Origin of the sequence: Trabulsiella odontotermitis, assembly GCF_030053895.1 — a bacterium.
Taxonomy (GTDB): Bacteria; Pseudomonadota; Gammaproteobacteria; order Enterobacterales; family Enterobacteriaceae; genus Trabulsiella; species Trabulsiella odontotermitis_C.
In genome coordinates, this window is sequence record NZ_CP125781.1 from 2,630,843 (window position 1) to 2,645,117 (window position 14,275).

The window sequence follows — 14,275 nt, forward strand, 5'->3', positions numbered from 1 at the left end:
GCAACGCCGCCGGGGAATTCGCCGGGCGGCATGCTGTTTGCCCGGCCTACATTAGCTACGTTAACGCGGATACGCGTCCAGTAGCGTTTTCAGACGATCGGCCATCAATTCTCCCCGCCAGCCAGACACCATCTCCGGTAAACCGTTTTGCGGTCTCAGTGCCCAGTGCCAGTTCAGCAACTGGTTGATCTGCCGACGCGACGCCAGCATTTCGGCACTGACGCCCTTCTCGCTACTGATCACCTGCACCAGCGCTTTGATCTCTTTAAAGATTTTGCGGTAACCCGGCATATCAACCAGATTCTGTAACGCCTCCGGCAACAGATCGTCCGTCAGCGCAGCGGCTTTCGCTACCAGGCTCAGCAGCGTCTTGCCGTGGAAACGGATTTCGCTGCCGGAAAGACCGAGGCTGTCGAGCTCACCCATTGATGACGGCATATAGCGCGCCACGGCCCACAGATGCTCTTCACGCACGACAAAATTGACCGCCAGATTGCGCTCGCGCGCTTTACGCAGACGCCACTCCGCCAGCAGTTGCAGACAGGCGAGCTGACGCGTGCGTAACTGCCAGGCGTTGCCAATGTCACGCCAGGCTTCAGCCGGATCGAGCACTTCCTGACGGCGCTGCATCATCAACTGGCATTCATTGAGCGCGGCGGGCAACCAGCCTGCGCTGTCGGTTTCCGCCATCAACTTTTTCGCGATCGGCAGTAAATACCAGACGTCTGCCGCGGCGTAATCGCACTGACGCTCCGTCAGCGGACGCGCCAGCCAGTCGGTGCGCGACTCGCTCTTGTCGAGCGTTAAGCCGGTGTACTCTTCCACCATCGCTGCAAACCCCCACGACATCGGACGACCGCAAAACGCCGCCAGGATCTGCGTATCGATCAGCGGTTGCGGCAACAGGCCAAAGGCGTTAAGGAACACTTCCAGGTCTTCGCTACCGGCATGGAGAAATTTCGTTACGTTTTTGTCCAGCAGCAGTTCGCGCATCGGCGACCATTCGGTGATGGTCAGGGGGTCGATCAGCGCCACCTGTTCACCGTCGAACAACTGGATCAGACCCAGTTGCGGGTAATAGGTGCGGGTGCGTACGAACTCGGTATCGAGGGCAATGGCCGACGCGGTGCGCGCGGTCTCGCACAGGCGCAGGAGCGCGTCGTTGGTGGTGATCATCTGATAGTTCAAATCATACTCTCTGTCTGTTGCGCCAAAAAAAACGCCGGTAGAACCGGCGTCTGGGGCGACTGTCTCGAAGCTCAGCCTTTATTGTCTACTTTGGCGCGCGCTTCGTCACGTAGTTCTCGTCGCAAAATTTTTCCGACGTTGGATTTCGGCAGCTCTTCACGGAACTCCACCAGTTTCGGCACTTTATAGCCCGTGAGCTGACGGCGGCAGAAAGTCACCAGCGACTCTTCGGTCAGCGACGCGTCCTTTTTGACCACGAAAATTTTGACCGTTTCCCCGCTGGAGCCAGACGGCACACCGACGGCAGCCACTTCCTGTACCCCAGGATGCTGCATGACCACATCCTCGATCTCATTCGGATAGACATTAAAGCCGGAGACCAGAATCATGTCTTTCTTGCGATCAACGATACGCAGGAAACCTTCGTCATCCATCACCGCGATATCACCGGTATGCAGCCAGCCGTCTTGCATGATTTCATCGGTGGCATCCGGGCGTTGCCAGTAGCCGAGCATCACCTGCGGCCCTTTGACACACAGTTCGCCCGGCTCGCCGTGTGGCACTTCGTTGTTATCTTCATCCACCAGTTTCGCTTCGGTGGAGGGCACCGGCAAACCAATGCTGCCGCTGTGATAGTCGATGTCATGCGGGTTTACGCTCACCAGCGGCGCACATTCAGTCAGCCCGTACCCTTCCAGCAGATACTGTCCGGTGAGTTTCAGCCAGCGTTCCGCTACTACCTGCTGCACCGGCATGCCGCCGCCCGCAGAAAGATGCAGCGACGAAAAGTCCAGTTGATGGAATTCTTTGTTGTTCAGCAGCGCGTTAAACAGCGTGTTCACGCCAGTCATGGCGGTGAACGGGTATTTCGCCAGTTCTTTCACCAGCCCCGGAATGTCGCGCGGGTTGGTGATCAATAAGTTTTGCCCACCGAGCTCAATAAACAGCAGGCAGTTAATGGTTAACGCAAAGATGTGATACAACGGCAGCGGTGTGACCACCAGCTCTTTGCCGCGATGCAGCAGCGGGCCGTAAGTGGCATTCACCTGTTCAATGTTTGCCAGCATGTTGCGGTGCGTCAGCATCGCGCCTTTGGCGACGCCCGTCGTGCCCCCGGTATACTGCAGGAAAGCCAGATCGTCAGAGACGATTTCCGGCTTCACGTACTGCATGCGGTAACCCTGTTGCAGCGCACGGCGAAAGGAGATTGCGTCCGGCAGATGATACTTCGGCACCAGACGCTTCACATACTTGACCACAAAGTTCACGATGGTGCCTTTGGTGGCAGAAAGCTGGTCGCCCATGCGCGTCAGGATCACGTGCTTCACCTGGGTTTTATCGACCACTTTTTCCAGCGTGTGGGCAAAGTTAGAGACGATAACAATGGCGGCGGCGCCGCTGTCGTTCAGTTGATGTTCAAGCTCACGCGGGGTGTACAGCGGGTTGACATTCACCACGATCATCCCGGCACGCAAAATGCCAAACAGCGCCACCGGATACTGCAACAGGTTTGGCATCATTAATGCCACCCGGTCGCCTTTCTGTAAGCCCAGGCCCTGCTGGAGATAGGCGGCAAACGCGCGGCTGCGCTCTTCCAGCTTACGGAAGGTCATGACTTCGCCCATGTTGATGAACGCAGGCTGGTCCGCATAGCGTGTGGTTGAATGTTCGAACAGCTCCACCAGGGATTGATAACGATCAGGATTGATTTCCGCCGGAACATCCGCGGGATAACGGTTAAGCCAAACCTTCTTCAATGCATCACCTCTAACTTTTCGAATCGTCGTCATCGCAACCCCAATTAATAAACAACGCGTTAACATAATATTAACTCAGCGTACCAGTTTAGAAATTGTGCAGAATGCAGGTTGCGAAGCGCGTCACTATTTATTTTTCTTATGACTCCGGGAACAAAGAAACAGCGGACGGGCCGCTGTTTCTTTTACTACAAAATACAACAGGTTATTCCGTTACAATGGTCTGCACACTGGCGGGCCCCGGGTTATACCAACCCCAACCGCCATAACCGTATCGTCCGTGGCGCGGATACGGTCCCCACATCCACGGATCAATAGGTTGCGGCGGCATAACCACCTGCTGTACGACGCGCCAGCGTTTATAGCCAGTCACATTCATCATCATATATTTGTATGGGGTATCGCCGATTTTTCCGTCTACCGTGCCGGCGATTGGCCCGACAACGGTCACCAGCTGGTCGCGGAAATCGACCGGATCAAGGAAGCCGTTCACATCGGCATAGATGCGCCCGCGCGACGCGGCGCCTAATAACGGACGCGCACCGCTGTCCAGCGGAACAGTGGCAATCTCCAGCCGGGTTTTCCCCTGCTCGTTGCGCACGTTGACCACCTTGCCACCAAATCGCGCTTCCTGCCCTATGTACAACGACGGGGCGGCCATCACACGCGTCAAATCCTGCTGTGGCGTCGGGCTGGTTCCCTGGATGGCATCAGGGACGGTAACACAGCCGCTTAAGGCAATGGCGACCAGTCCGACCAGCAGCCCACGTGAAAAACGCTGTTGACCCACCATGGTGAAGCTCCTTAATCATGACAGCCATAAAATCTCTTATTACTCAGATTCATTCACGGCCCGGAAGTTTCTTCCACGCGACTTCATTACGTAAATATTTCGGTTCGGCATTTTCCACCGCCACCGTTTTTTGTTCGCTATAAAGCTGACAGGCCAGCGGCAGCATATCTTCGGCGGATGGCAGCAGCACGTCGCCATCGGTGAGCGTGAGTTCAGCGCCCTGCGCCATGTCAGGATATGCCTGCCAGCCGGTGCCGACGGTCGCCCAGTTACCGTCGAGCTGTTTCAGTCGCGCGTTGACGGCCTCCGGTTTCAACACCGCTTCACTCGCTTCGCCGTGCCAGACGCCCTGCTCGTCACGCTGATATTCCGCCCAGTAGACTTCGCCCATCCGCGCATCAATCGCCGCCAGCACGCGGGTCGCACCGGTTTTACGCCAGGCGCCCTGCGCCATGGTCGCCAGCGTAGAGACACCAATCATCGGCAACGCAGCGCCGAGCGCCAGCCCCTGCGCGATACCAATGCCGATGCGCACGCCGGTAAAACTGCCCGGTCCGCGGCCAAAGGCCAGCGCGTCGAGGTCACTCAGCGCAATAGCGTTTTCGTCGAGCAGCGCCTGTACCAGCGGCAGGATGCGTTGCGTATGTTCGCGGGGGCACAGCTCAAAGTGTGCGGAGAGAGCACCGTCATTCCACAGGGCGGCAGAACAGGCCTCTGTGGCGGTATCAATAGCCAGAATTCGCATGGGTTTTCGCGCTCTTGCAATAGCAGGTCTTCAAAATGGCGCGCATCTTACCACAGTCCGTAGCAAATTACCGTGTTGATGACAGCGCGAGGAAGCGCACCGCCCGGCCGAGGTCGCGCGTGCGCGGCGCCGGAGGGAGACTGGCGAGGAACACCGCGCCGTAGGGACGCATTACCAGCCGGTTGTCGCAGATCACCAACACGCCGCGATCGTCCACGTCGCGGATCAGGCGCCCGACACCCTGCTTGAGGGTAATGACCGCATCCGGCAACTGGACGTCGTCGAACGGATCGCCGCCGCGCAGACGGCAGTCATCCATACGCGCTTTGAGGAGCGGGTCGTCCGGGGAGGTAAACGGCAGCTTGTCGATGATGACCAGCGACAGCGCATCGCCGCGCACGTCCACCCCTTCCCAGAAACTGCTGGTCGCCACCAGCAGGGCGTTGCCGGCGCTGACAAATTGCTGCAACAACTGCGCCTTACTGGTTTCGCCCTGCAACAACACCGGCAACGTCATGGTGGCGCGGAATTGTTCGGCGAGATCGCGCATCATGGCGTGTGAGGTACACAACATAAAGCAGCGCCCGTCGTTGGCTTCAATCAGTGGCCGCAGCATCGCCGCCAGTTGCCGCGCGGCACCAGGCTGGTTGGGCGACGGCAGATTGCGCGGTACGCACAGTAACGCCTGTTTTTCGTAGTCGAACGGGCTTGGCAGCAGCAGTGATTCCGCCGCTTCAATGCCGAGACGAGCGGTAAAATGGTGCAGATCGTCGTTCACCGACAGCGTAGCGGAGGTGAAAATCCAGCTGCCGGGCTTCTGCGCCATCACTTCTTTGAATTTGTCGGCGACGGTCAGCGGCGTCAGCGCGAGGGTGAAATGGCGCGACGTGCATTCATACCAGTAGCTGTAACCGGGCTGGTTGATCTCTTTCAGCCTCTTGAGACGGCCGCGATACAGCGTGGCGCGCTCAAAAGCCGCATCCAGCAACGCCGAGCGCCCCAGCGACAGTTTCGCCACGTCGTAGCAAAGTTCGAGCGCATCGTCGAGCAGCAACAATGCACGCTGAATATTGCTGTCCGCCAGCAGCTCGCGCAGATTGCCGCGATAGCCGGGTTCGCCCAGTTGCAGGCGAAAATCCTGCGCGCTTTGCGCCAGACGATCGGCGCATTTCTGTAACTGCTGGGTATCTTTCAGTTCTGTGCGGTAAGCGATAGTGATGTCTTTCGCCAGATCCTGCAACTGGCGGCTGGAGAGTGACTGACCAAAATACTGACTGGCAATATCCGGCAACTGATGCGCTTCGTCGAAGATCATCACGTCGGCTTCCGGGATCAGCTCCGCGAAACCGCTCTCTTTGACCACCATGTCCGCGAGAAACAAGTGATGGTTCACCACCACCACATCGGCGTCCATTGCTTTTTTTCGCGCCTTGACCACAAAACAGTCTTTGTAGAGCGGGCAGTCGCTGCCGAGACAGTTATCGTTGGTGCTGGTGACCAGTGGCCAGGCGGCAGAGTCTTCCGCCACGCTGATGCAGGTGCTGATGTCACCGTCGATGGTTTGATTAGACCAGGAGCGAAGGAGGATCACGTCGCTCAGCGTCTGTACCGGTAAATCGCCTCCCGCCAGCGCCTGCTGTTCGAGACGTTCCAGACACAGGTAGTTCGAGCGCCCTTTCAGCAACGCGGTTTTGCCGGTGAAGCCCAGCGCTTTCGCTACAGTCGGCAGATCACGGCTGTAGAGCTGATCCTGCAACGCTTTGGAGCCGGTAGAGATGATGACTTTTTTATTTGCCCGCAGCGCTGGCGCCAGGTAGGCGTACGTTTTGCCGGTTCCGGTGCCTGCTTCTACGACCAGCGGTTGCGTCTCTTTGATAGCCTTCGCCACCGCCATCGCCATCTGACGCTGCGGTTCACGCGGCTTAAAGCCGGGTATCGCGTTAGCTAACTGACCGTCTGTTGCAAAATCGTCCGTCACACTACCCCCTGTATATCTGGACAGGGATTATGTCAGGCCGCAGCGCGTTGCGCCAGTCGAAGTGATGACTCCGGCGGCACATTGTGGCAGTCTTGCGGCACACCGATGGAATATCACAGAGGAACCTGACTATGACGATTACCCGTATCGACGCCGAAGCCCGCTGGTCTGACGTTGTGATCCACAACCAGACGATTTACTACACCGGCGTCCCGGAAAATCTTGATGCCGATGCCTTTGAGCAGACCGCCAACACGCTGGCGCAGATTGACGCCATTTTGCAAAAACAGGGTAGCGATAAATCCCGCATTCTGGATGCAACGATTTTTCTCGCCGATAAAGCCGATTTCGCGGCGATGAACAAAGCGTGGGATGCGTGGGTGGTGGCAGGCCATGCGCCGGTACGTTGCACCGTGCAGGCCGGGTTGATGAAACCGCAATATAAAGTTGAAATTAAGATTATCGCAGCGGCGTAATTACTCGTCGTCTTCGTCTTCAAAGCGCGCCACGATCCGCTCGCCGGTATGGCTGGCGCGCAACTCTTCCGCGACCTGGGCAATCGCCTGACCGCTGCTCATCCCCTGCGACATCAGTTCCTGAATACGCTCTACGGCTTGTTGCTGTTGCTCATGGGAGAGCGAAGGTAAACCTGCAAACATGACTGACTCCTGCTACATTATTGGCTGTAATTATTTCATGTCGCCCCGCCATTCACCAGTGGCCGGCAGACTTTATCGATCGAGGAAGATGTTGTCCCCTTCTATTATGACACTGCCCTGGCGTGAAGATGCCGCAGAACACTGGTTTTCTGCGCTCAGCGCGACGCCCTGGGCAATGCTGCTGCATTCCGGCTATGCCGACCATCCCTACAGCCGTTATGACATTGTGGTCGCGGATCCGCGCTGCACGCTGGTGACCCGAGGCGATACTACCACGCTGCGTCACGGCAGCGATGTGCGTGAATCCACCGAAGATCCGCTGACGTTACTGCAACAGGCGCTGGACGACTGCGGCATTTATCCGCCTGCTGATGAGGCGTTACCGTTTCTCGGCGGTGCGCTGGGGCTGTTCGGTTACGATCTCGGTCGTCGCTTTGAACACCTGCCGTCCGTTGCGGAAAACGACATCGCGCTTGCCGATATGGCGGTGGGGATCTACGACTGGGCGCTGATTGTCGATCACTCGTTAAAACGAGTAACGCTGTTAAGCTATGGCGATCCCGCTGCACGTCTGCAGTGGCTCGAATCACAAACGCGCCCGACTGAGGCGGATTTCGCCCTGACGTCGCCGTGGCGTTCTAATCTGAGCCGGGAAAGCTATGGCGAGAAGTTTCGCCAGGTGCAGGCGTATCTGCACAGCGGCGACTGCTATCAGGTCAATCTGGCCCAGCGTTTTCAGGCCCGCTGTGCAGGTGATGCCTGGCAGGCGTTTGTGCGCCTGAATCGTCAGAACCGCGCGCCGTTCAGCGCATTTTTGCGTCTTGACGACGGCGCAGTGGCGAGCCTCTCCCCGGAGCGCTTTATTCATCTGCAACAGGGCGCGATTCAGACCCGCCCTATCAAAGGCACGCTGCCGCGACTGAGCGACCCCGCGGCCGACAGCAAGCAGGCGGAAACGCTGGCGGCCTCACCGAAAGACCGGGCGGAAAATCTGATGATTGTTGACCTGATGCGCAACGACATTGGCCGCGTGGCAGTTCCGGGCAGCGTGAAGGTGCCGGAACTGTTCGTCGTTGAACCCTTCCCCGCCGTACATCATCTGGTCAGTACCATCACCGCGACCCTGCCTGCGCATCTGCATGCCACGGATCTGCTGCGCGCGGCGTTTCCGGGCGGGTCAATTACCGGCGCACCGAAAGTGCGGGCGATGGAAATTATCGACGAGCTTGAGCCGCAGCGGCGTAATGCGTGGTGTGGCAGTATTGGCTATCTCAGCTTCTGCGGCAATATGGACACCAGCATCACCATCCGCACGCTGACAATGATTGATGGCAATGTGTACTGCTCCGCAGGGGGCGGGATTGTCGCTGACAGCGAGGAAAGCGCGGAGTATCAGGAAACCTTTGATAAAGTGAATCGTATACTGCAACAACTGGAGTCGTAACAGATGCAATCCCCTGACCTCAGCCTGGACGATTTTATCTCCCGTTTTCAGTTGCTGCGCCCGCAGACGCGGCTCGGTACGCAGAATCAGCGACAGGCGGCAGTGCTGATCCCGGTGGTGCGTCGTGCGCAACCTGGGTTGTTACTGACTCAGCGTTCACCGCTGCTGCGCAAGCATGCCGGTCAGGTGGCATTTCCTGGCGGCGCGGTGGATAGCACCGATGCGTCACTTATCGCCGCTGCGCTGCGTGAAGCGCAGGAAGAGGTCGCCATCCCGCCTGAGACGGTGGAAATTCTCGGCGTGCTGCCGCCGGTCGACAGCGTGACGGGGTTTCAGGTCACGCCGGTGGTGGGGATTATTCCCCCGGATCTGCACTATCACGCCAGCGTCGATGAAGTCTCTGCGGTGTTTGAAATGCCGCTCGCCGAGGCGTTGCGCCTGGGCCGCTATCACCCTCTCGACATTCACCGGCGCGGAAATTCGCACCGCGTGTGGCTCTCCTGGTATCAGCACTATTTTGTCTGGGGCATGACGGCGGGGATCATCCGTGAGCTGGCCCTGCAGATCGGTGAAACTCCTTAGCTATACTTATCTTGTGATCCCGAAAAGGGCGGCATCTCAGCATTAGTAAAATCAGGGTTAAACATTAGTTTTATTCATGTGAATAATTGAGCTGATCCCGCCGTTCCCTCTTACACTATGCCCAGTGATTACATCGTTGCCGGAAGGTCCGGCAACCCTGTCAGGAGTGTTATCGTGATTAGTATATTCGACATGTTTAAGGTGGGGATTGGTCCCTCCTCTTCCCATACGGTAGGGCCAATGAAGGCCGGGAAGCAGTTCGTCGATGATCTGGTCGAAAAAGGACTGATTGATGACGTCACCCGTGTGGCGGTTGACGTTTACGGCTCGCTGTCCTTAACCGGTAAGGGCCACCATACCGACATCGCTATCATCATGGGTCTGGCGGGTAACCAGCCGGATACCGTGGATATTGACGCGATACCGGCGTTTATCCGCGACGTACAAACGCGCGGTCGTCTGCTGCTGGCGCAGGGGCGTAAAGAGGTGGATTTCCCGCCGGATGACGGCATGCGTTTTCGCAGCGACAACCTGCCGCTGCACGAGAACGGCATGACGGTTCACGCGTACGCGGGCGACAACGAAATCTACAGCAAAACTTACTACTCCGTCGGCGGGGGTTTTATCGTTGATGAAGAGCATTTCGGCAAAGACGTCGTCGGCGCAGTGGACGTGCCCTACCCGTTCAAATCGGCGCAAGAGATGCTCGGTTATTGCAAAGAAACTGGCCTGTCACTCTCCGGCATGGTGATGAAAAATGAACTGGCGCTGCACAGCAAAGACGAGATTGATGCGTACTTCGCCAACGTCTGGCAAACCATGCAGGCCTGTATCGACCGCGGTATGAACACCGAAGGCGTACTGCCTGGCCCACTGCGTGTGCCACGTCGCGCCTCGGCGCTGCGCCGCCTGCTGGTCTCCAGTGATAAGCTCTCCAGCGACCCGATGGTCGTGGTTGACTGGGTGAACATGTTCGCGCTGGCAGTGAACGAAGAAAACGCCGCCGGTGGCCGGGTGGTCACTGCGCCGACTAACGGCGCCTGCGGTATCGTTCCTGCGGTGCTGGCCTATTACGATCACTTTATCGAACCCGTCAGCCCGGAAATCTACACCCGCTATTTCCTCGCCTCCGGCGCCATTGGCGCGCTGTATAAGATGAACGCGTCGATCTCCGGTGCGGAAGTCGGTTGTCAGGGTGAAGTGGGTGTGGCCTGTTCGATGGCGGCAGCCGGTCTCGCGGAACTGCTGGGCGCCAGCCCGGAGCAGGTTTGCGTGGCGGCGGAAATCGGTATGGAACATAACCTCGGCCTGACCTGCGACCCGGTGGCCGGTCAGGTACAGGTGCCGTGCATTGAGCGTAACGCTATTGCGTCCGTGAAAGCGATCAACGCGTCGCGGATGGCGATGCGTCGTACCAGCGAGCCGCGCGTTTCTCTCGATAAAGTCATTGAAACCATGTACGAAACCGGCAAAGACATGAACGCGAAATACCGTGAAACGTCGCGTGGCGGCCTGGCCATCAAAGTACAATGTGACTGACCCCGCATCTTTCTCACGCCCGTCAACCTGACGGGCGTTTTTTTATCTCCTTCATCCTGCTCTTTTTTTTTAGCGCACTACACTTTCACTGTTGCGGTTGTTAATTCCCTTTACAGCACGATAACAGGCATCAGCAATGCAAAATGCTCAGCGGGCCATTAAACAGTACCGACAAAAGCGCATTATTATCTGTCTTGCGGTCGCGTTATTAACGCTATTAACCACACTGGCAGTGCGATTTATTTCGCAGCGCAGCCAAAATCAGCACCAGTTGCAAATTTCCGCGATTCACGCCGTAGAAACCATTGATAAGGTATTGTTACCATTAGAAAAACAACGTGCGGAATTGCTTCAGCTCGTCGGTCAGCCTTGCGCAGCGGTCAACCTGACATTGCGTACAGAAGCGGCTGCATTGCAGACGTTGCGTTCTATTGCGCTGGTGAAATCCGGCACGCTGTATTGTTCAAGCGTACTGGGTGAACGCAATGTCGTTATTCACGACGTGGTGAGCACGTTGCCCAGCGATTCGCCACAACTCCTGCTGTTTACCGATAACACCCTGATTAAAGGTCGTCCGCTGCTGTTGCAATGGTATCCCGCCGTAAATGATGCCGGTAGCGGCGTGCTGATGAGCGTGAATATTGATCTGCTCAGCACGCTGATGCTGGAGCCGCAAAAGCCGCTCATCAACAGCATCAGCCTGACGGTGAAAGACCGCCATCTGTCGGATGCGAGCGGCGTCATGACGGCGCTTAATGTGCCCGCGTCCGATCAGGTTTTTAGCCTGCCCTCGACGCATTTTCCGTTTACCGTCAATCTCATCAGCCCGGGCACCACCGAACTGGCGCTGAAATCCCTGCCCACCCAGTTACCGCTGGCGCTGATCCTCAGTCTGTTACTGGCGGGCATCGCCTGGCTCGTCACCGCCAGCCGGATGAGTTTTTCGTGGGAAATTAATATGGGGGTGGCGTCGCAGGAATTTGATGTCTGGTGCCAGCCGTTGCTGAATGCCGCCGACCACCAGTGCGTGGGTGTGGAGATCCTGCTGCGCTGGGACAACCCGCGGTTAGGGCCGATCCCGCCGGATGTGTTTATCCCGCTGGCGGAAGAACATCATCTGATTGAAACACTGACACGCTATGTGATTAGCGAGACCGTGCGGCAGATTGAGGTATTTCCCAAAAGCCCGCTGTTTCACGTCGGATTTAACGTGGCGGCGAGCCATTTCGTCGACGGTAAATTGCTGCGCGACCTGAATCATTACTGGTTCAGCGCCCATCCGCATCAACAACTGATTGTGGAGCTGACGGAGCGGAATGACATTCACGATGTGGATTACCGGTTGATCAGAGAATTGCATCGCAAAGGTATCAAACTGGCGATCGACGATTTTGGCACCGGCAACAGTTCGTTTTCCTGGTTGGAAAAACTGCGCCCGGACGTGCTGAAAATCGATAAGTCGTTTACCCATGCCATCGGCACCGACGCGGTGAACTCGACAGTGACGGACATTATTATCGCGCTGGGTCAGCGGCTGAAGATTCAACTGGTTGCAGAAGGGGTGGAAACGCAGGAGCAGGCGCAGTATCTGTTCCTGCATGGCGTACATATTCTGCAGGGGTATTTGTATGCGCGCCCGATGCCGCTGAGCGCGCTTCCGCAGTGGCTGGCAGAGTATCTGCCGCGGCTGCCGTCGCAGCATGAGGGGCATCCTGGCCCCTCAAGCCGCAGCATTGAGGATTACTCTTCTTCGTCGTCGTGATGCGCTTGCTCTTTAACAATACGCACGAGATCAACACGGTAGTCGTTTGCCGCCACAATGGTGATGCGCAGCGGCGGCAGTTCAATCATGTCGCCCACCTGCGGGATCTGCCCGTTGACGGCGATCACCAGCCCGGCGACGGTCGCCACTTCCTGGTCGTCATCAACCAGCGTGTCCATGCCCAGCATTTGCTGCAGAGCGTGGAGATCGGTGGAACCTTTGACCAGCCAGCCGTCGCCATCGGTGATAATTTCCGGCGTTTCGTCGGCATCCGGGAATTCCCCGGCAATCGCTTCCAGCACGTCCAGCGGCGTAACCAGCCCCTGTACCACGCCGAATTCGTTGGTGACAATCACAAAGCTGCCACGCGCCCGGCGCAACACCCCCAACAGGTTGATCGGGTCGAGGGTTTCCGGCACCACAATCGCCGGAGAAGCCGAGGCGATAGCGGCGACGTCTTCGCCGGCTTCCAGCGCCACCAGCATCTCTTTGGCGCGCACAATACCGATGATTTCATCCAGTTCGCCACGGCACACCGGGAACAGGCTGTGCGGCGACGAGAGCAGTTGCTCGCGGATTTCAGCGGTACTCAGGTTAGCATCAACCCAGCTTATTTCCCCGCGCGGGGTCATGATGCTGCGCAGCGAGCGCGAGGCCAGCGTCAGTACGCCGTTGATCATATAGCGCTCTTCTTCGGCGAACGCCCCTTCCGTGACCGGCACCGGCGACGACGGGCTGTCGGCATCATGCTGAGCGGAGGCCTGTTTGCGACCGCCCATCAGGCGCAGGATCGCATCCGCCGTTCTGGCGCGCAGCGGCAGCGTCGACTGGTGACGAATAAAGTTACGGCGGGCAATCTGGTTAAACAGCTCGATGATTATCGAGAAGCCAATCGCCGCATACAGGTAACCTTTCGGAATATGGAAACCAAAGCCTTCCGCCACCAGGCTGAGACCAATCATCAGCAGGAAACTCAGACAGAGCACCACCACTGTCGGATGTTGGTTAACGAAGCGGGTCAGCGGTTTAGAGGCCAGTAGCATCACTGCCATCGCAATCACCACCGCCGCCATCATCACCGGGAGATGGTTGACCATCCCGACCGCCGTGATGACCGCATCCAGTGAGAACACCGCATCCAGCACCACAATTTGCAGCACGACGACCCAGAAACTGGCATAGCCTTTGCCGTGGCCTTCGTCATGCTGGCGATTTTCCAGCCGTTCATGGAGTTCGGTTGTCGCTTTGAACAACAGGAATATCCCCCCGAGCAGCATGATCAGGTCACGGCCGGAAAAACTGTATTCCCAGATGCTGAACAATGGTCGGGTGAGCGTCACCATCCACGAAATCACGGAGAGCAGCGCCAGACGCATCACCAGCGCCAGTGACAGGCCGATCAGGCGCGCTTTATCACGCTGTTTTGGCGGCAGTTTGTCAGCCAAAATCGCGATAAACACCAGGTTATCGATGCCGAGGACAATTTCCAGCACCACCAGCGTCAACAGGCCGACCCAGATGGAGGGATCCATTAAGAATTCCATGTCTGACTCCTGCTATGGGCGCACGTTGTCGTTCCGGGAGTTCCGGCAGGCGTGACAAAAACGGGTGAGAAACGAGGCTGGCGCGAGGCGCCGGTTTGCCAGGTGGCGAAGCACCTGAAAGAGATGTGGCGTCGGTGACGGTCCATATAACGGGTTACCCCTGTACTCCTGTCTGATTAAACTGGAGGTAAACATATCAAAGAATATCGGTTTGACGCAAAGATTTACCTGAATTTGCAAAAAACACGATTTTTTGCACCGCAAAATTATTAATCGTCTATAAC

At 57.4% G+C, this 14,275-nt stretch carries 12 protein-coding genes; 5 read left to right on the forward strand and 7 right to left on the reverse strand.

Annotated elements, in window-relative coordinates; translation table 11 throughout:
• Positions 1-60: 60 nt before the first annotated feature.
• The 5 genes from rnd to yoaA all read right to left on the reverse strand — a co-directional run bounded on the left by rnd (position 61) and on the right by yoaA (position 6,461).
• Positions 61-1,176, reverse strand: coding sequence for a ribonuclease D (gene rnd / locus QMG90_RS12615; protein WP_283283954.1), 1,116 nt, complete (start codon positions 1,174-1,176; stop codon positions 61-63).
• A gap of 83 nt (positions 1,177-1,259) precedes the next feature.
• Entirely contained in the window at positions 1,260-2,945 is a 1,686-nt protein-coding gene (gene fadD / locus QMG90_RS12620; protein WP_283279981.1) for a long-chain-fatty-acid--CoA ligase FadD, read from the reverse strand.
• A 205-nt stretch (positions 2,946-3,150) separates the two neighbouring features.
• Positions 3,151-3,738 (reverse strand): Slp family lipoprotein, encoded by a 588-nt coding sequence (locus tag QMG90_RS12625; protein WP_283279983.1) that lies wholly within the window; start codon positions 3,736-3,738, stop codon positions 3,151-3,153.
• Between the two features lie 49 nt (positions 3,739-3,787).
• Positions 3,788-4,483 (reverse strand): tRNA (adenosine(37)-N6)-threonylcarbamoyltransferase complex dimerization subunit type 1 TsaB, encoded by a 696-nt coding sequence (tsaB, locus tag QMG90_RS12630; protein ID WP_283279984.1) that lies wholly within the window; start codon positions 4,481-4,483, stop codon positions 3,788-3,790.
• Between the two features lie 67 nt (positions 4,484-4,550).
• Positions 4,551-6,461 carry a DNA repair helicase YoaA gene (gene yoaA, locus QMG90_RS12635; RefSeq protein WP_283279985.1) on the reverse strand — a complete coding sequence of 637 codons (1,911 nt, stop codon included), beginning with the start codon at positions 6,459-6,461 and terminating at the stop codon, positions 4,551-4,553.
• Positions 6,462-6,592: 131 nt separating this feature from the next.
• Between yoaA and QMG90_RS12640 the strand changes: the two genes are divergently transcribed.
• Entirely contained in the window at positions 6,593-6,937 is a 345-nt protein-coding gene (locus QMG90_RS12640; RefSeq protein WP_049847790.1) for a RidA family protein, read from the forward strand.
• Here the strand turns inward: QMG90_RS12640 and QMG90_RS12645 are convergent, their stop codons facing one another.
• Entirely contained in the window at positions 6,938-7,120 is a 183-nt protein-coding gene (locus QMG90_RS12645) for a YoaH family protein (RefSeq protein ID WP_283279986.1), read from the reverse strand.
• Positions 7,121-7,208: 88 nt separating this feature from the next.
• Here QMG90_RS12645 and pabB point away from each other — a divergent pair, with 88 nt between their 5' ends.
• The 4 genes from pabB to QMG90_RS12665 all read left to right on the forward strand — a co-directional run bounded on the left by pabB (position 7,209) and on the right by QMG90_RS12665 (position 12,447).
• Positions 7,209-8,564 carry an aminodeoxychorismate synthase component 1 gene (pabB, locus tag QMG90_RS12650; protein ID WP_283279987.1) on the forward strand — a complete coding sequence of 452 codons (1,356 nt, stop codon included), beginning with the start codon at positions 7,209-7,211 and terminating at the stop codon, positions 8,562-8,564.
• A gap of 3 nt (positions 8,565-8,567) precedes the next feature.
• The gene (locus tag QMG90_RS12655; protein WP_283279988.1) at positions 8,568-9,146 is read left to right on the forward strand and encodes a CoA pyrophosphatase; all 579 of its coding nucleotides are present in this window, start codon (positions 8,568-8,570) and stop codon (positions 9,144-9,146) included.
• A gap of 174 nt (positions 9,147-9,320) precedes the next feature.
• Positions 9,321-10,685: an L-serine ammonia-lyase gene (gene sdaA / locus QMG90_RS12660; protein WP_283279989.1), complete on the forward strand. Its 1,365-nt coding sequence runs from the start codon at positions 9,321-9,323 to the stop codon at positions 10,683-10,685.
• A gap of 136 nt (positions 10,686-10,821) precedes the next feature.
• Positions 10,822-12,447, forward strand: a complete 1,626-nt coding sequence (locus tag QMG90_RS12665; protein ID WP_283279990.1) for an EAL domain-containing protein — start codon at positions 10,822-10,824, stop codon at positions 12,445-12,447.
• Here the strand turns inward: QMG90_RS12665 and yoaE are convergent.
• Positions 12,426-13,991, reverse strand: a complete 1,566-nt coding sequence (gene yoaE, locus QMG90_RS12670; protein ID WP_283279991.1) for a CNNM family cation transport protein YoaE — start codon at positions 13,989-13,991, stop codon at positions 12,426-12,428. The two genes, QMG90_RS12665 and yoaE, sit on opposite strands and share 22 nt — an antisense overlap.
• Positions 13,992-14,275: the final 284 nt, after the last annotated feature.